The organism is Bdellovibrio sp. NC01, assembly GCF_006874625.1.
Classification (GTDB): domain Bacteria; phylum Bdellovibrionota; class Bdellovibrionia; order Bdellovibrionales; family Bdellovibrionaceae; genus Bdellovibrio.
The window spans coordinates 2,770,774-2,790,097 of record NZ_CP030034.1 but is presented as its reverse complement, the minus strand read 5'-3'; the positions used below and the strand labels follow the sequence as shown (position 1 = coordinate 2,790,097).

Annotated in this window: 19 protein-coding genes; 6 read left to right on the top strand and 13 right to left on the bottom strand. The window is 45.0% G+C overall.

The window, feature by feature from the left end:
- The first annotated feature begins 12 nt into the window (after positions 1-12).
- The gene (locus tag DOE51_RS13295; RefSeq protein WP_246845088.1) at positions 13-885 is read left to right on the top strand and encodes an ABC transporter permease; all 873 of its coding nucleotides are present in this window, start codon (positions 13-15) and stop codon (positions 883-885) included.
- A complete protein-coding gene (locus DOE51_RS13290) occupies positions 882-1,703 on the top strand; it encodes an ABC transporter permease (RefSeq protein WP_142697039.1) in 822 nt (273 codons plus the stop codon). The genes DOE51_RS13295 and DOE51_RS13290 overlap by 4 nt, the downstream gene beginning before the upstream one ends.
- Here the strand turns inward: DOE51_RS13290 and DOE51_RS13285 are convergent.
- The 5 genes from DOE51_RS13285 to DOE51_RS13265 all read right to left on the bottom strand — a co-directional run bounded on the left by DOE51_RS13285 (position 1,700) and on the right by DOE51_RS13265 (position 6,700).
- Positions 1,700-3,178, bottom strand: a complete 1,479-nt coding sequence (locus DOE51_RS13285) for an amidase (protein WP_246845087.1) — start codon at positions 3,176-3,178, stop codon at positions 1,700-1,702. The two genes, DOE51_RS13290 and DOE51_RS13285, sit on opposite strands and share 4 nt — an antisense overlap.
- Positions 3,179-3,233: 55 nt before the next feature.
- Complete coding sequence (gene ychF / locus DOE51_RS13280; RefSeq protein WP_142697038.1) at positions 3,234-4,334, bottom strand: redox-regulated ATPase YchF; 1,101 nt, start codon at positions 4,332-4,334, stop codon at positions 3,234-3,236.
- A 58-nt stretch (positions 4,335-4,392) separates the two neighbouring features.
- Positions 4,393-4,956: an aminoacyl-tRNA hydrolase gene (gene pth / locus DOE51_RS13275; protein WP_142697037.1), complete on the bottom strand. Its 564-nt coding sequence runs from the start codon at positions 4,954-4,956 to the stop codon at positions 4,393-4,395.
- A 94-nt stretch (positions 4,957-5,050) separates the two neighbouring features.
- Positions 5,051-5,695, bottom strand: a complete 645-nt coding sequence (locus DOE51_RS13270) for a 50S ribosomal protein L25 (protein WP_142697036.1) — start codon at positions 5,693-5,695, stop codon at positions 5,051-5,053.
- A 60-nt stretch (positions 5,696-5,755) separates the two neighbouring features.
- Complete coding sequence (locus DOE51_RS13265; RefSeq protein WP_210415598.1) at positions 5,756-6,700, bottom strand: ribose-phosphate pyrophosphokinase; 945 nt, start codon at positions 6,698-6,700, stop codon at positions 5,756-5,758.
- Between the two features lie 271 nt (positions 6,701-6,971).
- Between DOE51_RS13265 and DOE51_RS13260 the strand changes: the two genes are divergently transcribed.
- Positions 6,972-7,973: an extracellular solute-binding protein gene (locus tag DOE51_RS13260; protein WP_168196450.1), complete on the top strand. Its 1,002-nt coding sequence runs from the start codon at positions 6,972-6,974 to the stop codon at positions 7,971-7,973.
- A gap of 61 nt (positions 7,974-8,034) precedes the next feature.
- Here the strand turns inward: DOE51_RS13260 and DOE51_RS13255 are convergent, their stop codons facing one another.
- The 4 genes from DOE51_RS13255 to DOE51_RS13240 form a co-directional block, all read right to left on the bottom strand.
- Positions 8,035-9,483, bottom strand: coding sequence for a beta-sandwich domain-containing protein (locus DOE51_RS13255; RefSeq protein ID WP_142697033.1), 1,449 nt, complete (start codon positions 9,481-9,483; stop codon positions 8,035-8,037).
- Positions 9,484-9,657: 174 nt separating this feature from the next.
- Positions 9,658-10,254, bottom strand: a complete 597-nt coding sequence (gene rdgB / locus DOE51_RS13250) for an RdgB/HAM1 family non-canonical purine NTP pyrophosphatase (RefSeq protein WP_142697032.1) — start codon at positions 10,252-10,254, stop codon at positions 9,658-9,660.
- A gap of 9 nt (positions 10,255-10,263) precedes the next feature.
- Positions 10,264-10,995, bottom strand: a complete 732-nt coding sequence (rph, locus tag DOE51_RS13245) for a ribonuclease PH (RefSeq protein WP_142697031.1) — start codon at positions 10,993-10,995, stop codon at positions 10,264-10,266.
- A gap of 24 nt (positions 10,996-11,019) precedes the next feature.
- Positions 11,020-11,802, bottom strand: a complete 783-nt coding sequence (locus DOE51_RS13240; protein ID WP_142697030.1) for an N-acetylmuramoyl-L-alanine amidase — start codon at positions 11,800-11,802, stop codon at positions 11,020-11,022.
- Between the two features lie 171 nt (positions 11,803-11,973).
- Here DOE51_RS13240 and DOE51_RS13235 point away from each other — a divergent pair, with 171 nt between their 5' ends.
- The 3 genes from DOE51_RS13235 to DOE51_RS13225 all read left to right on the top strand — a co-directional run bounded on the left by DOE51_RS13235 (position 11,974) and on the right by DOE51_RS13225 (position 15,966).
- Entirely contained in the window at positions 11,974-12,420 is a 447-nt protein-coding gene (locus tag DOE51_RS13235; RefSeq protein WP_142697029.1) for a cache domain-containing protein, read from the top strand.
- Positions 12,421-12,692: 272 nt separating this feature from the next.
- A complete protein-coding gene (locus tag DOE51_RS13230; protein ID WP_142697028.1) occupies positions 12,693-14,351 on the top strand; it encodes a methyl-accepting chemotaxis protein in 1,659 nt (552 codons plus the stop codon).
- A gap of 382 nt (positions 14,352-14,733) precedes the next feature.
- Positions 14,734-15,966, top strand: a complete 1,233-nt coding sequence (locus DOE51_RS13225; protein WP_210415533.1) for a hypothetical protein — start codon at positions 14,734-14,736, stop codon at positions 15,964-15,966.
- A gap of 88 nt (positions 15,967-16,054) precedes the next feature.
- Here DOE51_RS13225 and DOE51_RS13220 read toward each other — a convergent pair whose 3' ends face one another.
- From DOE51_RS13220 to DOE51_RS13205, 4 genes are all read right to left on the bottom strand, one after another.
- Complete coding sequence (locus DOE51_RS13220; RefSeq protein WP_142697027.1) at positions 16,055-17,014, bottom strand: hypothetical protein; 960 nt, start codon at positions 17,012-17,014, stop codon at positions 16,055-16,057.
- Positions 17,015-17,018: 4 nt separating this feature from the next.
- A complete protein-coding gene (locus DOE51_RS13215; protein ID WP_142697026.1) occupies positions 17,019-17,831 on the bottom strand; it encodes a hypothetical protein in 813 nt (270 codons plus the stop codon).
- A 145-nt stretch (positions 17,832-17,976) separates the two neighbouring features.
- On the bottom strand, positions 17,977-18,594 hold the full coding sequence (locus DOE51_RS13210) for a hypothetical protein (RefSeq protein ID WP_142697025.1): 618 nt from the start codon (positions 18,592-18,594) through the stop codon (positions 17,977-17,979).
- On the bottom strand, positions 18,557-19,282 hold the full coding sequence (locus DOE51_RS13205; protein WP_142697024.1) for a TIGR02147 family protein: 726 nt from the start codon (positions 19,280-19,282) through the stop codon (positions 18,557-18,559). The genes DOE51_RS13210 and DOE51_RS13205 overlap by 38 nt, the downstream gene beginning before the upstream one ends.
- Positions 19,283-19,324: the final 42 nt, after the last annotated feature.

Below are 19,324 nucleotides of genomic sequence, written 5' to 3'. Positions count from 1 at the left end.
ACAGCGTCGCTAGTGGTACTCGCGGCGCTGAGCTTTTTATTACTTAAGCTTCTTCCCGGCGGCCCTTTCGATGACGATGCCGCACTCAATCCCATTGTAAAAGAAACTCTGTCTGCGCAGTGGGGCCTGCACGAATCTTCGACCACGCAATTCTTTAAGTACATTTCCTCGGTATTTCAAGGAAACCTGGGGCAATCCATGGTTCATTCCGACAGCACTGTGGCCGATCTTATCGGGCAGGGTGTGCAAAGTTCTTTTAAGCTTAGCTTCATCAGTCTGATTTTTATTTTAGTCGGTGCCTTTGGATTTACGTTAGCGTCCGTACGCTTTAAAGATACGTGGTTTGAAAAGTGTGTCGATCAATTGATGATCGCGATGCTGTCGCTGCCAAGTCTTTTCTGGGGACCATTGTTAATTTATCTTTTCGGTTTTTACTTTAACGTTTTGCCGGTCGCGTTCTTAAGTTCCCCAGTGCATTATATTCTGCCGGTTTTGACTTTGAGCTTTAGACCCTTGGCAACGCTGGTGCGTTTGCTTAAAACTTCAATTAACGAAAATCTGCATTTAGATTACGTCAGAACGGCGAAGGCTAAAGGCTTAAGTCGTTGGGGAATTTTATTTCATCACGTGCTTCGCAATTCTATGATTCCGTTTTTGAGTTATGCGGGGCCCCTGATCACAACACTCTTGTCTGGAAGCTTCTTAGTAGAAATGCTCTTCGCGATTCCGGGATTAGGCAGTCAATTTATTAATTCCCTGAATGATCGTGATTACACTTTGATCGTTGGCTTAACACTTTTCTATGGCGCTTTATTGATCGTTATTAATTCTTTAATGGATATGTGCATGCGTTTGGTTGATCCAAGATTGCGAGACAATCCATGAAGAAGATCACGATTTTTTTGGCGAGTGCTTTTTTGCTGGTTCTTGCCGCCTTCACATTGGGAAGTTTTGCTTACATCCCATCGGCAGGAGTCCCCCAGAATGTTGAAACCATTTTGCAAGGACCAAGCTGGCAACATATCTTCGGGACCGATACCTTAGGTCGCGATTTATTTGCACGTGTTATCGTCGGTGGGCGCGTATCGCTGCTGATTGGTCTTGTGTGTTCGATGTTAACGTTCATCATCGGATTTGCGTATGGAGCTGTTTCCGGATGGCGCGAAGGTATGACCGATAAATTCTTAATGCGCTTGTGCGACATTCTGATCGCCGTACCAAGTTTTATTCTGGTATCGGTCATTTGCTTGAGCATGCAAGCGATCTTGCCATTCGAAGATCCACACACCGTTGCGATTTTAGGATTGTGTATCGGAATTTCAGCAACGCATTGGATGTATATTGCGCGCGTCAGTCGCGGCATGGTTTTAGAAATTAAACGCAAACCCTTCGTGGAAGCCGCTATCGCTTTGGGTGGAACAAAAACTCATATCCTGATTCGTCACATCTTGCCGAATATGATCAGCACGCTGTTGGTGTTGATTGCCTTACAATTGCCGACAAATATTTTATATGAAAGTTTTATGAGCTTCATCGGGCTTGGCGTTCATCCGCCCTACACAAGCTGGGGAATTCTTGTGCGTGAAGGTTGGAAAACTCTTTCAAGTTTCCCGCATCTTATTTTATTTCCATCGCTGATTTTATTCCTAACAGTGTGGAGCTTCCACATCCTGCTCGACAACTGGCGCGAAGATCGCCCCTAAAGATTGGTCGGTGGCACCCAGCCACCAAAAGTTTGCTCTAAGAATTCAGCACAACCTAGTGTCATGTGGTCGTTCAAATAATTTGCAACGACTTGTACGCCCAGTGGAATGCCTTCTTCATTTAAACCCATCGGTACGGATGTCGCGGGCATTCCTAGCGTCGTAAAGATTCCTGTATAAATAAAATCGAATGGCGAGAACAACGGTTCACGATGTTTTGGTGCTACACGAGGATGCGGTGGTAAAATCAGAATGCCATTATCACCAATGATCTGATGTAAGTCGTCACGCATTTTTTGTAGCGCGCGCAATTCTTCTTCAAGATCTTTTGGTTTTGTATCAAGCATTTCTGCAAGTGAAACAATCAAGTTCGGGAAAATGTAACTGCTACGACCCATAACAAGTTTAAACAATTCACGCATGGCAGAGAATTCTTGATCCGGTCCACGCAAAACTTCATAGAAGTTTTTATTTTTCGTTTTATTCAAAGCCGCAAACCACAATTCGGCAGAGCGCACAAAGAAGCGCTGTGGAAGCTCAACAACATCAGCACCTAATTCTTCAAACAGCTTTCCGCAATTTTTCACGACTTGAATCAATTCCAAATCTGTTTGACGTGCTTTATGGAAAACCGGATCAGGGCAAATCACGACTTTTACTTTCGACCAATCTTGTGGTTTCGGTTTCAAGCGCACATTCGGCAAAGTGCTTTGATCGTAACCATCAGGTCCCATCATAAGGCCCATCATCTCATACAGATCAGAAGCTTTGCGCGACATAGGACCCATTGTTGTGTAGGGATACTTTTCGCCAACTAAAATATTTTTGATGTCTTCGCGTGAGTAGGGGAAGTGGCCCGTGAACGGCAAAAGAAACTGCGACGGTTTATGACCGAAGATTCCACAGAAAGTCGCAGGCATACGAATGCTGCCGCCGATATCAGAACCAATGCCCATCGGTGAAGCGCCCGCGCCAATCAAGGCACCTTCGCCACCGCTGCTGCCGCCAGGTGTGCGACCCAAGTCATACGGATTTTTTGTTAGACCATAAATGCGATTGTAAGTTTCAAACCAAAAACCTAATTCTGGAACATTAGTTGTGCCCATCGGAATCGCGCCAGAGTTTTTTAAGCGCGAGACCAGTGTTGCATCCCAGTTCATAACGTCACGTTTATGATGAACACTGCCGCCCGTGCGTTTCATGCCATCGTAAGCGAACATCTCTTTCACCGTGAAGGGCACGCCGAAATAGACGGGCAGATCATGCGGACTATCCGCTGCCATCAATTTATCGTCCTGTTCGCGAGCACGCATGCGCGCGCGTTCGAAATCAGTTTCGACCATGGCATTTAATTTTGTGTTTACATCGGTGATGCGTTGGATGTGAATTTCTAAAACTTCGGAAGGAGAGACTTCTTTGTTTGCGATTTTTTTCGCAAGATCCGTAGCAGACAGTGTGAGCAATTCATTCAACATACAACGCTCTCCTAGAAAAAGAAAAGGGCCCTTTTGAGGCCCTTATTCGATCATATTAAACGTTGAAACGGAAGAATAAGATGTCGCCATCTTTAACAACATACTCTTTACCTTCGACACGGTATTTACCAGCGTCTTTAACTGCTTGTTCAGATTTGTAAGTGAACAAATCTTCGCAGTGGTAAGTTTCTGCTCTGATGAAACCTTTTTCGAAGTCAGTGTGGATCACGCCGGCCGCTTGTGGGGCTTTCGTGTTTGCACGAATTGTCCATGCACGAACTTCTTTTTCACCAGCAGTGAAGTACGTTTGTAGACCCAACAAAGCGTAAGCTTCACGGATCAAACGATTCAAACCTGGTTCTTCTGCACCCAAGGCTGCCAAGAAATCAGCGCGATCTTCCGGTGGAAGAAGGGCGATCTCTGCTTCCATCGCAGAACAGATCATGATTGTTTTGTTGTTCTCTTCAGCGGCGCGAGCAATAACTGCTTTTGTCCAATCGTTGCCACCAGCAGCGAAGTCTGTGTCAGACACGTTCATCGCGTAAAGAACTGGTTTTGCAGTCAACAAGTGGAACTCTTTCAAGATCGGAGTTTCGAACTCATCCAAATTTACGGAACGAGCCGGAAGACCTTTACCCAAAGCCTCTTGAACTTTTTTGGCAACTTCCACTTCCATTTTCAATTTTTTGTCAGTGGAGTTCTTCGCTTGTTTTTCGATACGTTGAAGACGTTTTTCAACTGAATCAAGGTCAGCAAGCAAAAGCTCTGTATTGATGATTTCGATGTCACGAATTGGATCAACAGAACCCGCAACGTGCACGATATTTGGATCGTCAAAGCAACGAACCACGTGAACGATCGCGTCTGTTTGACGGATGTGAGAAAGGAATTGGTTGCCCAAGCCTTCACCTTGCGAAGCACCTTTTACGATACCCGCGATATCCACGAATTCCATTGTCGTTGGAATAACTTTTTGTGGTTTGATGAAACCAGTGATTTTATCCATACGAGGATCTGGAACTGTTACGACACCTACGTTTGGATCGATAGTACAGAAAGGATAGTTCGCAGCCTCTGCCTTAGCAGAAGTCAACGCGTTGAAAAGCGTACTTTTACCTACGTTTGGAAGACCTACGATACCTACTTGCAAAGCCATTCGAAAACCCTTTCGAAAAATACTACTCTAACACAGTTTAAACAGCGGCGACTCTATCCTAAGTATTGAATTTTGTCGAAGCTTTTTGAATTCCATCAAGGATGATGGCTTCTAGCGCATCACAACCTTTGTTGAGAAATTCAGGAAGTTTGTCGCTTTCTTCCTTCGTGAATTTCCCTAGAACGTAATCAGCGACAGGATAGTTTGGATTGTCAGGGCGACCCACACCCAACTTCAGGCGGGCATAGTCAGCACTTCCCAGCAAACCTGAGATACTTCTGATTCCGTTATGACCGCCGTGCCCACGGTTTTTATGAATTTTCATTTGATTGAAGGGCTGATCGATATCGTCGTGAATCACAATCATGTGGTCCATCGGGATTTTGTAAAAACCCATGATGGCCGTGACCGACTCGCCCGAAAGATTCATGTACGTTTGAGGTTTGCAGAATAGAAGCTTATGGCCTTTCCATTCAACTTCAGCGATTTCAGCTTTAAATTTGTTTTGTTGGCGGGGGTTGCCAACACCTTGAAGGAAGTAATCCACGGCCATGAAGCCGATGTTGTGACGAGTGAATTTATATTCGTTTCCAGGATTGCCTAAGCCGACGATCAACCACATAGATGACTCCACCAAAACAAATGAGAGAGCTTAAAATAAAAAAAGGCAGCTCTTATAAGGAGCTGCCTTTCGAAATACTTTACTAAAAGAAGAATTACTTCTTAGCAGCTGGAGCTTTTGCAGCAGCAGGTGCAGCAGCAGCTGGAGCCGCAGCAGCAGGAGCTGGAGTAGCAGCAACTTCTTCTTCTTGAGCAGATACAACCGCGATTGTAAGGTCTGCAGAAGACATGATTTTGCCTGAACCAGAAAGTTTCAAATCAGACGCGTGAAGAGCATCGCCCAACGCCAAGTTAGAGATGTCTGCAGCGATGAATTCTGGGATCTCAGTTGGAAGAACTTCGATCTCAACTTGACGGTTAACTACGTTCAACAAACCGCCTTCAGAAAGACCGATTGGTTTACCTTCAAGTTTAACTTCAACCCAAACGCGAACTGCTTTTTTAAGATCCAAAGCGTAGAAATCTACGTGCACTGGACGGCGAGTAAGAGGGTGAACGTCTACTTGTTTAACAAGAACAACGATACCGTTTGCGTTTTTGTCACCAGATTTCAAGTTGAAAAGAGCATTTTCGTAAGCGCGAGTGTTGAACTTAACGATCTCTTTTTCACCAACTGTTACGTTGATTGGAGCAACTGCACCGTAGATTACTGCAGGAACTTGACGGTTCGAGCGAAGAGTACGGCTGTTGTGTTTACCAGTTTCACGAGCTTCAACTGTTAGGTCGATTCTGTTTTTCATATTTTTTCCTTCTAGTCCAATAGAGGGTGTTAGTAATTACTCCCTTTCGGGGAGTGCTATTTAATCAAACAAAGAACTTACGGAGTCATTTCCGTGGATACGTCTCATCGCCTCAGCCAAAACTGGGGCTACGGATACCACTTCGATTTTTCCGCAATTTTTCGCAGCTTCCGATAACGGGATCGTGTCAGTTACCCACACTTTTTCAATGCGGCTTTCTTTCAAACGACTGATCGCAGGACCTGACAAAACAGGGTGCGTTGCAACGGCGAACACACGTTTTGCCCCATTTCGGTAAAGACTGTCAACAGCTTGTGTAAGAGTCCCAGCCGTATCAATCATATCGTCGACGATAACTGCTGTTTTTCCAGTCACATCGCCGATTAAGTGCAACGCTTTAGCCTCATTTGGGCCAGAACGGCGTTTATCGATGATCGCCATAGAGCTCTCAATGCGTTTAGCGAAGGCACGGGTTCTTTCCACGCCACCAGCATCTGGACTCACTGCGACAAACTCGCTGCCTTGACCGTAAGCCTCACGCCAAGCGCGAGCTAAAGTCGGAATCGCGAACAAGTGGTCCACCGGAACATTGAAGAAACCTTGGATTTGGGCCGCATGCAGGTCCACGCAGACCACACGGTTCGCACCTGCCGTAGTCAGCAAGTCCGCCATCAATTTCGCAGAAATCGGAGCACGAGGTGCTACTTTGCGATCCTGACGGGCATAACCGTAGTATGGAATGACAGCCGTGATTGAAGCTGCAGAAGCTCTTCTTAGAGCATCGAGCATCACGAACAGCTCCATGTAGTTTTGGTTCACAGGAGGACAAGTACTTTGCACGACAAAGACATGCTGTCCGCGAACACTTTCATGAATTTCAACTTGAATTTCCCCATCGGCGAAACTGCTTACTTCGCAGTATCCAAGCTCGACACCGGCTGCTTCAGCAACCTTTTTGGCAAGAGCGGGGTTGGCATTGGCTGTAAAGATCTTTAGGCCCTTCATCACTCGTAGTCTCCAGAGTAGGTAAGTGCGTTTGAAGGAAAGTAGCAAAGGCCCCCAAAAGAGTAAAGTTCGTAAACGAAAAAAAGAGGCCGTCTCGAGAGAGAAAGCCCCTTTTTCGGGCAGGGTGGGTCATTTTTTCATTTATCTTCCACCTACGGGTCGTAAAGGGCGGCATTACCAGGGACTTTTTGAAATCCCGGGGGCGATCTTGACCCTTTTTTAGGCCGAGCCTATCACTGGCACTCCTGTTAATTCCTTAAGGAGAAGTGAAGTGACATTAAGCACTGTATCCGCTTTTTTGTGTGCCGCGATTTTGAGTTTTCAGGCACTGGCTTCCGCCGAAACTTTGACGATCTATTCCACGCACAAACAACGTAGCGTCCAAAATTTATTGAACAAGTTTTTAGCTGAAAACAAAGGTGTCGAGATCGCGTATTTCAGTGATGTGAACTGGGAACTTGTGAAAAAGTTGGAAGCCGAAAAAGCGACATCCAAAGGCGATATTTATTTTACGAAAGACCTTGTTTACTTGAATGAAACAGCCGCGAAAGATTTGTTGATCCCGTTCACAAGTGCAGAGGTCGCAAAGAACATTCCGGCCTATATGATCGACAAAAACAATTTATGGACTGGCTTAGGTCTTCGCGCGCGCACGATGGTTTACAATCCGTCGTCTTTGAACCCCGCAGAGCTTTCAACTTACGAAGATTTAGGTGACAGCAAATGGACCGCACGCATGTGTCTGCGTACGTCGTTAAGTTCCTACAGCGTTGCTTATGTGGCTTCGATGATTATGCACTTGGGCTACGACCGAGCTTTGCAAGCTGTCAAAGGTTGGGTTGCAAACACGGTGATTGATCCAACGATTGGTGACGAGCTTTTACTTGCGAATATTGATGCCGGAGTTTGCGAAGTGGGTGTGATGAACACGCACTATCTGGCGGAACAACAAATGAAAAAAACAATCAATGCGAAACCCTTCTTCGCCGATCAGGCGACAACAGGTGCACATATGAATGGCTCGGGAATCGGTATTTTGAAGACAACGCAAAATAAAGCGTTAGCTACAAAGTTCATTGAATTCATGACTCGCAAAGATGTGCAAGAGCAGTGGGGCCGTGAACAAATGGAATACCCAGCGAATGTCGAAGCGGAAATTCCAGCGTCGTTAGCGGCCTTTGGAAATTTCAAAAAAGATGAAACTCCATGGAGTGATTTTGCTCCTTACCTGGAGCAGGCTCGCCAGCTTTTCAAAGATGCTGATTATCAATAGCACAAAATAAAAAAGGCCTCCTTACGAGGCCTTTTTTATTTAACTGAATCAAGTTTCAATACTACTGAGCCTTGAAAAGTTCTTTCGCGGGACGAATATAGTTTTTGCCATCATCGTCATCACGAACCAGGATTTTATCATTCACGTAAACCGCAAGCACTGTTCCTGCGTAATAAGCGCCACGTTGGTAAGGCCCCGATAAAACGCGTGCACCTTTGCAAATACCTTTGCTGGCTTCGCACTTAATTTCGCGGAACATGTTGTTTGCTTGGCGAGGGTAAAGCTTGTTGTCGTCCTGATCACGAACATAAATCAAACCGTTTGAGTAAATACCTTCAATGCGACCTTGATAGTATTTGTTCTCCTGGAATGGACCTGAAAGAACGCTTGTTCCAATGCACAAGTCAGATTTTGCATCACAGCGAACAGACTTCAAAACCAAACGTGCTTCACGGTAATAAAGTTTACCGTCATCTTGATCGCGAACCGCAATCAAACCATTCGAATACATCGCTTCGATTTGACCGTTGTAGTAAGCATTATTTTGGAAGGGGCCTGACAATACTTTGTCGCCAACACAGTGGCCGCTGTTGTTGCAACGAGCTAATGGGGTAATAACCACATCAGATTTGCGCAGGTAAGTTTTGTTGTCATCATTGTCACGAACCGCGATCAATCCATTTGTATAAACCGCCGTCACTTCGCCGTTGTAGTACGCATTGTTTTGGAATGGACCCGACAAAACCTTCTGACCAATGCATACCAAACCAGTATTGTTGCAATTGATTTTTTTGTTCACAGCAGTCATGTCGCGAACATAGTTTTTGCCGTCGTCGTTATCACGCACATTCACTTTGCCATTCGCAAATATTTCTAAAACGGTGCCGTAATAATATTGATTATTTTGGAACGGACCCGAGATCACTTCGTCACCACGACGAAGAACCGTATCCACTGGTGGAGGAAGTGGAGCTGGCAAAACAGAATCTGTTAATACCAACTTCGGCACTTCCCGATCTGCAACTGCATTCACAGTCAGATCGGCTTCTCCACCATAGGACTCCGCCAAAATTTCGATTTTTGCGATTCGATCACTCTGATTCAATTGCGAAGAAACCACCGTGCCCGCTGCAAAGGAACGTTCATACGACGTCAGAGATTGGAGTGCGATCGCTTGGCCATTATCGTTGAAGGCCGTCACTTTATAGACTTTTAATGAGCTCTTAGAAATTGCTAGTTCCAAGCGTTTTAATGACAACGCTTGCTTCAAAGAAATCTTGAGCAATGTACCGCCAGATTTTCTTGGTACCTCTTTAACTAAGAGAGTTCCCGCGAACTCACTGCGCTCGACTGAAGGCGTTTGAGGTGCAACTGTCGGAGTTGCTGGCGTTGTAGTTACTTGTGTGTCCTGCGAATCAAAGCCTGGCAGATCAACAAGGTTTTCAGCCGCGTGCGCTGCATGTTGAACGACCGCCATCGTCGCAAGGAAGCCTGCGAAAAAACGTTTCATGGTAAGCTCCTTAAATTTTGAACAGGAGCTACCAATACAATCTTTATGCCGAACGATTTGGACTGTGAGGAATGCTTAAAATTCTTTAGAAGTGTGAGCGCGTGTTAGATCCTTAGACAGCGCGACGGCCTTGGGTAAAAAAAAGGCCCTCGAGTGAGGGCCTTGATCGAATCTTTATTGAGTTGTGCGCCACTTATCCAAGAAGGCTTTAATGGCTTGTGCACGGTGCGAGAACTGCGTTTTAAAGCCATCACCAAGCTCTGCCAAGGTTTGTGTCTGGCCATCCGGAATAAACACAGGATCATAGCCGAAGCCATGCAGACCCGAAGGCTTGGTCGCAATTTTTCCTTTCATCTCGCCAGTGAAAACCCATTCTTCGCCTGTTGGAGTGTACACGACAGTTGTCGCAACAAACTTCGCATTGCGGTTGTTCATCGGTTTTAAAGTCATCATCTTCAAAAGCTTTGCGACGTTTTCGCTGTCAGAGGCTTTTGGACCTGCGTAGCGGGCTGAGTGAATACCTGGAAGACCATTCAAGCCTTCCACTTCAAGACCCGCATCTTCACCAAGAACCCACACGTTATTTTTAACGGCTCTTAAAGTTTTGGCTTTAATGCGTGCATTATCCAAAAACGTTTTGCCGTCTTCTGGGCGGGGAGTGAAAGAAGGGATTTCACCTTGATGATGTACTTGCAAATCAGCGATCTCGTTCAAAAGTAATTTGAACTCGGTCAATTTGCCTTTATTTCCAGTCGCAATCCACAGTTCCATCGAAGACTCCTATTTGCCGGCGATCTTGTAGATTTCGCCCATCACTGCTGCTTGATGAATGAATAATTCACGGCAACCTTTATCAGCGACTTCCATCATTTTGAACAATTGATCGCGTGTGAATGGCGTGTGTTCCGCTGTGCCTTGCACTTCAACGAAGGCACCTTTATCGGTCATGACGAAATTCATGTCAGTACCGATCGCTGAATCTTCATCGTAGTTCAAATCAAGGAAGATGTTGCCTTCATGAAGGCCCACGCTGATCGCAGAAACGTAATTAATCAAAGGCATTGCTTTGATTTCGCTAAGTGCATGCAATTTTTTAACAGCCAAAGCCAATGCCACGAAGCCACCTGTTACGGAAGCAGTGCGTGTGCCACCGTCAGCGTTGATCACGTCACAGTCGATGATGATTTGTTTTTCGCCCAAAGCTTTCAAATCAACAGCCGCGCGAAGTGAACGACCTATTAAGCGAGAGATCTCTTGCGTGCGACCGCTGTTCATTGATTTTTCGCGTTTGTTACGTGTATGAGTCGAGCGGGGAAGCATGCCGTATTCAGCAGTGACCCAGCCAGAACCTGTGCCTAGCAACCATTGTGGTGCTTTCGGTTCATAAGTTGCCGTACAAAGAACTTTAGTTTTACCAAATTCAACGAGTGCAGAACCTTCTGCGTATTCAGAAACATTCGGTGTGATTTTAACGTTGCGTAGTTGATCGAAAAGACGGCCGTCAGCGCGCATGAAGAGCTCCTCGTAAGTGAGCCCTCAATTTAAAGTCTTGGCCTCTGTGTTGTCTACTTTTTCTTTGTAACTAAGAAGTGCTCTGTAGATTTTCTGAGCAAGATCGGTTTGATATTCTGAACTTGAAAGTTTTTTTGCTTCGCGTGGATTTGTTAGAAAACCGACTTCGATCAATACAGCGGGCATAGAAGTCTTCGAGATCACGTAAAATGGAGCCTGCTTGATTGTCGCTTGCGCAGCACTCGCATCATTTTCCCATGTACTTGTTAATGTCTGTGTTAGACGCAAACTCGACATCATGCGGTTTTGACGACGCAAGTCTTCAACAATCGCTGTCACGTCACCCTTTTTCGATAATTCATCACCTTCATGACTTTCTTTTATCGAATTTAGAACAGCCTGATTTTCCTGGCTTGCTAAGAACAAACTTTCCTCATCGGGAGGAAGATTATTTTGAAAGAAAAATTCAACGCCTTTTGCGCGTTGATCAGAAGCAGCGTTGGCGTGAATGCTCACAAATAAATCAGCCTTTGAAGTTTCCGCGAATTTCACACGATCGGGCAGGCCCAAGTTGCGATCTGCATTGCGAGTCATCGATACTTGAAAGTTTTGATCCTTTTCAAGTAGTCCTTTGACCTTATTAGCGACCTTCAGAACAAGATCTGCCTCTTTAATATTGCTGTGGACCGCACCCGTATCAGTGCCGCCGTGGCCGGCATCTAACACAATATGAAAGGCCGAAGCAGGGATTGCTGCCGCGATAAGAGTCGCAGAAATAAAGGCCGTTTTAGCACGCAGGAATTTCATTTCAATCAGAATAAGAGCGCCAAGTCGTTGCCGTCGAGTCCAGCATCAGAGGCCCGGTCTTGGGTCTGGAAGTTAACGATCTGTTAAATAGCGCCAAACCTGTCGTGTGAAAGAACAGATAAAAGCCGACTATTTAGTCGCCCTTAAAATATAACCACAAGGAGTTTTAAAATGAAAAGAGCAATGTTAATCGTCGCATCATCTTTATTGGCACTTTCGGCACGAGCGGAAGAAGCATGTACAAAAGAACAAGCGAAAGAAGCAGTAGAAAAGATCTGTAAAGATGTTGAGGCTGACGCAGATAAAGCTCTTGAGACAGTGCAAACATATCGTTTTTGCGGTTCAAATTATGTGTGGGTGCAAGACGCCAACGTCAATATGGTGAAACATCCGATCAAGCCTAAATTAAATGGCACATCACTCAAAGAAAACAAAGATGATAACGGCAAGTTGTTATTCGTGGAATTCGATAAATCAGCAAAAGCCAATAAAGATGGCGGTTGGGTTGACTATGTTTGGCCAAAACCTGGCGCAGAAAAAGCAACGGACAAAATTTCATTCGTAAAGAAGTGCGGTGGTCCTAAAGGTTGGATCGTTGGTTCTGGCGTTTGGAAATAATCTTTCGTTTCAGTCAAAGATAAAATTGAATTTGTACATTCTTGGGAGCAACTGTGAAGCTGGGATTTAGAGCAAAGCTATTGGGTGTCATTGCATCGTCAATTGGTGTCACTGCGATCTTACTAATCATCATTGGTTCGTTGAGCGCGCGTAACGGTCTAAGAGCGGAAGTCGAAGGTCAGCTTCGCAGCCAAGGGAATACAATTAAAACGAACGTAACGGAGCATGCAAAACGCTTGCGCAACTATGCAGCGCAGGTGAGTGACAGTCGTTTGATCGAAGGAATGTTCATAGCTTATGAAGGAGCGTTGTATGGTTCGGGGCTCGTGCCGGGAAAAGATTTAGAAGCATTCACGCCGTCTTTTCAAAATTTGAATAAAAGTTTTTTAGCGCGCGTTCAGACGATGGCAGAAGACTTTGCTTTTGACGATATCATTTTAGCCTCCACAAACGGCCAAGTCGTCTTTGCGATTGCAAAAGATAAAGATGTAAATGTTTATCTCGGAAAGAATCTGATTAGTGGGGTCTTCAAAGAAACTAAACTGGGCGAATGTTATCGCAAAGCCAAAGAATCCAAAGAGCGCGCACTGATTTTTTCTGGCACAAGTATCAATAGCATATCCGGTCAGATGGAATCTTTTCTGTGTCAGGGAAAAGCAGCTGAGTTTGACTATGCTTCTGACGGAATTAAAAAAGGTGATGTATTAGGAGTTGTCATCTCGCGCATTAGTATGGGCGTCTTTACTGAAATGGCCTCATGGCGATTTGGTGAGGGCGATACAGGCGTATCGTATATCGTGGGGCCTGATTACTTCTTACGTACGAACTATATAAATAAAAACAACAATGTCACTGGTGTTGAGTCTTTAAAAGACAAGCGTGAATTTAAAACGACTTCGATCGAAGACGCTTTAAAGGGTAAAGAGGGAATGGAGACGACAAAAAATCCTTTTGCTAAAGACGTTATGTCTTTCTACGTTCCCATCGAGTTTTTTGGTCACAGTTGGGCTTTGATTGTCGAAAAGGAAACTGATGAAATTTATTCCTCTGTCCATGCGATGATTTATAAACTTGCAGGCGTTGGAGCTTTAATTTTTCTCGCTGTTTTAGGTATTAGCTATTTATACCTAGATCACAACGTGAAATCTCTGGTGCGTATTGGTGAGCAGATGGATGAAAGTTGCGTGCGTATTTCCCAAAATGGGGGACAGCTTAAACAATCTTCTGAAGAAATGTCAGAGGGGGCGACAATGGGCGCGGCTTCACTTGAACAAACTGTATCTTCGTTAACAGAGGTTTCATCTATGGTGGATAATAATTCACAAAATGCCAACGAGGCATATAAATTATCCGTCAGTAATTTAGAGTCGGCAAAAGCAGGTTCAGAGAAGATTTCGCGTCTTATTGAATCGATGCGGGCCGTTGCAGAAAAGTCGGAACGGATTGAGCAAATTTCCGCGGTTATTGAAGACATCGCATTTCAAACGAACTTACTAGCCTTGAATGCCTCTGTCGAAGCAGCAAGAGCGGGAGAGCAAGGTAAAGGCTTTGCGGTGGTTGCGGATGCCGTTCGTAATCTTGCGCAAAAGAGTTCACAGTCCGCTAAAGAGATTTCGGATCTGATTCAAAGCACCGTCGAAATAGCAGTCGCCGGGCGTTCTGAAGCGGATGAAAGCGGCTTGGTCTTACAAAGAATTGTGGATGCAATCGAAAAGGCCAGCAAAATTAACCAAAGTATTGCCGAAGCTTCTCGAGAGCAAGCAACGGGTGTACGAGAAATTTCGACCACAATGAATAACATTGATCAAATCACTCAAAAAAATGCCGCACTAGCTTCATCTCTTAAAGACAGCTCAGATAATCTTTCTTTAGAATCAGAGGTTCTAAAGGAAGTGTTTTCGCGCTTGCATCTTATTTTGAAGGGTTCATGAGTTCGAAATAGGCAGGGAGTATAACGTAATATTTCGCTGAAGAAACCTCGGGATCTCATTCTGAGACGGCGTACAATAAATAATCGAGTCTGGGTTCTTTCCGCGCTTTCCTAAGTCGAGTCCAAAACTACATCATAGTGAATCGAATCGGCGTCCTGGGTGGGGCGCCAATTGGCGTTTTCCGTCAAATTCCTCGACAGAGGTTTTGCTACGAGAATGAGTTTATCCAGATCTGACGAACTCTTGGTCTTGGCACCTCCGTTGCTCTATAGGAAAGTACCCCCCCATGGCGGCCAGGACCCTCCCCCCCAATCCTGGTCGTCTTTTTTTTTGCCTAAATTGCATATATCCTATTGTTCGTTAACATCGATAGGAGACTTTCATGCAGATCAAACCACTTAGTATTCTTCTTTTAGCAGCGCTCGCAACAACTGGCGTTTCTCAAAGAGTTATGGCTCAAGCTGATTCAAAACAAATTGAAGCAGAAGAAGCTACAGCAGACGCAGAAGGCGCAAAGGCCGAAGCAGCAGAAGCTAAACGTAGATCTGAGGAAGATCGTAAGCGTCGCGATAAAGCACGCTCTGAAGCGCAATCCGCGATTAATAAAGCGCGCAGCATGGAAAATGATGCGAAGAAAGAACAAGCGGATGCCGAGCGCGAATCTGCAAAATTAAAAGCCGAAACATCAGAACACGACCGTGAACAGAAAAATGCTGAAAAAGAGCAAGCTGCGGCAACTGCTCGTATTAAAGCGGCTCAAGAAAAAACTCAAAAAGCCACGCAAGTTCGTGATGAAGCTTTAGCCCGCAGAAAAGCAGCGGAAAAGAAAGAAGACGAATTGAAATCTCAAGCGAAAGATCTTGAGAAACAAGCGGCCTCTGCGACTGAAGCTGGTGAAAAAGCGATGAAAGAAGCAGAAGACGCGAAACTTGTTGCGCAACGAGCGGAACAAAATCTTGCGAAGATGAAGCTTCTGACGCAAAAAGCAGTGGCTGAATCAAAAGCCCGCGATGCCAAAGCGAAACAAGAAATCGCTCGTGCAGAATCCGATAAGTCAAAAGCAGAAGCTGAAACAGCGAAGTTAAAAGCTCAAGGCGAGCAGGCTGCTGCGGCGACTGAAAAAATCGAAGCGGAAATGAAGGCGGCTTTATCGGCCTCAAAAGATGCCGTCAAACAATCTGAAGAAGAACGCAAAAAAGTTTCTGAAATCAAATCTGCTGAAGAAAAAGCGCGTAACTCGGCTGCAAAAGCAAAACAAGAGTTGGCGAAAAACCAAGCGGACTTGAAAAAAGAGCAAGCGACAGCACAACTTGAAATCGCAAGATCTAAAAAAGCAATCGCCGAACTTGAAGCTGATGCTGCAAGATCTGAAGCGGAACTAAAACGCCTGCAATCAGAAGCGGAAAAAGCGAAGGCCGAGCGCGAAAAATTGGAAAAACAATTAGACCAGGCTAAAAACAATGCTGACGAAGCGAAGATCAAAATGGAAACCGTGAAAGCGGATGCGGAAGCAGAAATGCACCGTCTTGAAGCCGCAAAAATCAAAGCGGAAGGCAAAATAGCAACAGCGGTTCCAGCGACTGATGAAAAGCCAGCGAAGAAGAAAAAGAAATAAAGCGAGTTTTAATTTTTTGACCTGTTGATTTGAATTCTTAATAAGCCCTCTGGAAACAGGGGGCTTTTATTTTGTAAGGACAATGGCTTTACTGCGCTTTGAGTCCAGCTTGAATTTTTGCTTCGATTTGCGCGCGCTCAGAGGCTGTTGGCTGTTCGCCCCACTTAGCGACGAAGTCTTTAATGGCACCATCTACGGCAGCCTGATAAATCTCACTCTTCACGTCACCCGAAGCGATTTTATCTAGTGCCTGACGTGATTCCTGAAGCTGGGACATCGTGCTGTCGACCTGCTTGTTGATCATATCGTGATAATTTTCCCAACCCGTATGTACCATGAACGTGAACATGATCACTGCGGCAATGGGACGATAAACTTTTTTAAACGTATTGTAGGCATCAATGGACGACTGCTTCTTTAAGGCGACACGTGCTTCTTCCGCATGGGCTTTGTAGCCATCACGAATGATTTTATACATCAGTTCTGGGGGGACTTCCATATCGCGCATCGCAGGCAGAATCAGTGGCAATCCAGTTAATTGGCCAATTCGTCCATTTTGGAAGGTCCAAATTTTATCAAGCATTCGTTGCATCAGTTTTGTGTTTCGTACGTTGGCGACGTCGCCCCAAGTGCCTCGCAAGCCGTCGTTTAATAATTTTTCTTGAATAATTTTGACGGTGCTATCTTCTAAGCGTTCGTCTTTTGATTTTTTAAATAACAGAGTGACGTTGTCTTTTGAGCCGAACATCACAGTTCCAAGCTCTGCGACATAACGATCAATCGCATTTTCAGAGGGGAATTTTTCAATTTCCACTGAGTTTAGGATTTTGCGCAGTTTACGTTTGCGCAACCAAGAAAAATCACTTGTCAGCTCTTCTAGCGAGCGACCTTTAAGCAGGAATTGATTGTGATCTTTATCGATTTGGGTGATGACTTCCATGACCGTAGGAACAAAAACAGATTCGCATCTCAATGCTTCCGCCTTCGCGGCATTGATGCCGCAAAGGACGAAAAGAATGAAGCTTAAGATGCAAACCTTGAAACTCACAGAATTACTCCAATGCTGCTGCAGCTATACGAAGTGATTGGCGAGTTTTAGTAATCTCTGTCAATACTTGCTCTGCTTGTGAATCAGACATGCCCGTGATGATGCGACCTAGGTTGCCTGCGCCCATAACGAGTGTGCCGATGTTCGTAAGTTTAGCGCTGTCTCTTGATACCAAGCCCATTGTTGTCAAAGCCATGCCTGTTGCTTCAGCGATATTTGCCATAAGTTTATGCTTAGAGCGTGCGCTTTCATCTTTTCTATAGCTGATAAGAGACTTTTGAACTTCAGACAATGAAGCATTTAATTGTGAAAGCAAAGCCGCAGAGGCCTTATCTGTCGTAAGGGCCATTGTGTCGGCGATGTCTTTTTGAGCTTTTGCTAAATCGGCTTCGATACTTTCCGTATTAGCGTCTGCTTTCAAATAAGCGCTGACACCGCTCATACCCAAAGAGCCAGCTGTCGCCGCCAAAGAACCCAACGAGCCAATGATAACGCCGACCATGCCGCCGCCATCACCAGTGCTGCCAAGCGTACCAAGCATTGTCAGAGCCGAGAAGCCCAAGCCGATACCTGCGCCCACGATTGCTGCGCCATTTGAAAGGCCGCCTTTTTCACGTGTTTGAATGGCTGTGGCTGTTTCTTCTAAGGATTTATCTAAAAGTAAGATCTGTGTTCTTACCGCAGAGAGTTGCTTCTGTGCGACCGCGATTTGTTTATCGCCGATACCGTCTACACGCGATGTCTCAGCATGAGACACTGTTGCCTGAACGACCATCATGCCTGCGATGGCAAGGCTTGCTACTTTCATCTTTTTCATTTTTCTCTCTCCTTTTTGGCCAATGATTTTTGGCGTTAGAGGAAAGCAAATTCAAAAGACGTTCCTGGTATTAACAAATATAAGAGTTTATACGGATTACAAAGGACTCATGTGACAAAAGCCGCTGACATTTCTGTGCGGCTGTCTAGAATTTCATTAAGGTTCTTGCCACCAGAGCACGAACTTCTTCCGGCTTCGGCGGGAGCATACGTGACTGCTCTAGGTACACGTAAACCACTTCGTGGAAAAGCAACACAGCTTGCTGTTGTTCACCCATAAAGTCGAAATACATCGGCATTGTGCAGATGTGATAGGCCTGTGTGCTGGGATCATAGAAATTAACAGCCATCAAAGCAGTTAACAGAGATTGCTCGCGCAATTGCTCCCAAATCTGAGTGTACGTGTAGTGCATTTGTGGTTGGTTCAATTCATCAAAATTGCACGAATCAATTTTAAAGAAATTCGCCATCGCAATGGCTTCTGCTTTCGTGATTTCGGCAGGTGCTAACGGCAAACGACGAACATAATCCAAAACTTTATAAGCAACACCTTCGCTGCTTGAGTAGTTGAAAATCAACTCGGGGTTTTGTGATGTTAACTCAAACACATCATAAGCAAGCCACTGACCTTGCGAGTAAACGCCGATGCCACCGTTGCCACGAATGAAGATCGCGTGACTGATTGAGGAAAACAAAAGTGCTGCGCTTAAAATTAAGAATTTCATATTAAGTGGCCCACGGAAAGATTTGAACGTTGATTTCATAAACTTCCTTTTTGTCGCCGCTTTCAAGGAACATCGCGGTCTTTTCAATAAATTTCATCGCACGTTTTTTAACGATCGCTAATTTTTTTGGATCAATACATACGCTGACTGAACTGACTTCGCGCTTTTCCATTGGCACTTTATCGATATTGTCGATAATTCTTTGCAGTGATGTTTTATGCGAATTGCGAAGGGCTTCGGAAGGGGCGTCCATAGCAGCAACGATGTGTTCATGATGAATTACGATTTTGTCGTCGACGATCTCAACCAAGCCGATGCTTTGCAAGTTGTGCATAAGTGTTTTAGCTTTGGCTTGTGTGACGTGAAGTTTTTCAGCAATCCACGCCATATCCAAATTGAAATCAGTCGCCGTCGTTAGGGCCAACAACGCAAAGTGGGCAGGATCTGAAACGATACTAAATTTTTCATCTGGCAACGAATGCAATTTGGCTTTCGCATTTTTAGCGATCACTTCGAATTGCGCCATTTGTTCTGGCGGCAAATTTAAGTTTGCAACGATCTTGTTCGCGGTCTTCAGCGAGCAGATACGACGGCCTGACAAATAATCATTTAATTGTCCAATCGAAATCCCACAATGCTGTGCAAACGCACGCTTTGAATAGCGAGAATTACGGCTTTGACGAGCTTCCAGAATGCCTTTTAAAAATCGCGGAAATTTTGTTTTCATGGCCCAACCTTAGAGCGGCGAACACTAATAAATCTCGCGTCC